The sequence below is a fragment of the Pseudomonas sp. AC083 genome (genome assembly GCF_979253165.1).
In genome coordinates this window covers 1-414 of the sequence record NZ_CEEDDH010000047.1, presented here as the reverse complement: position 1 = coordinate 414, position 414 = coordinate 1, and the positions used below count along the sequence as shown (strand labels likewise).

Annotated in this window: 1 protein-coding gene; it reads left to right on the top strand. The window is 48.8% G+C overall.

Annotation, left to right across the window (positions count from 1 at the left end; translation table 11 throughout):
- Window positions 1-414, top strand: a 414-nt coding sequence (locus tag AC0IXA_RS27180; protein WP_471814866.1) for a hypothetical protein, incomplete at both ends; no start/stop codon positions are given.

The following is a 414-nucleotide window of genomic DNA, read 5'->3' as shown; positions in this document are numbered from 1 at the left end:
AGATAGACTCGCCTCAGCAAAAGAAGACTCTGCCTAATTTGCCGAAATTTCTTGTTGTGTCGCGCACCGACGGAAAAGATTTCACTTCTGTCAATCCTTTCGTTATACAGAAAGGTGTTGATGCAATTGCTGGCCCTGTTAAAACCTGTTCGCGTCAGCGCAATGGCTCATTGTTGCTGGAAGTGGACAGTGCTTTCCAAGCCCAGAAACTTATCCGGACTACGTTATTGCACACGTTTCCAGTCAAAGTAGAAGCGCACCGCACACTCAACTCGTCACGTGGGGTAGTTTTTACGAGATCCCTTGACGGGTTGTCTGATGACGACATCCGGTCCTATATGTCCGATCAGGGTGTGACAGCCGTCCACAGGGTGATGAAAAAGGTAGATAACCAGCTGACACCGACTCGTACTG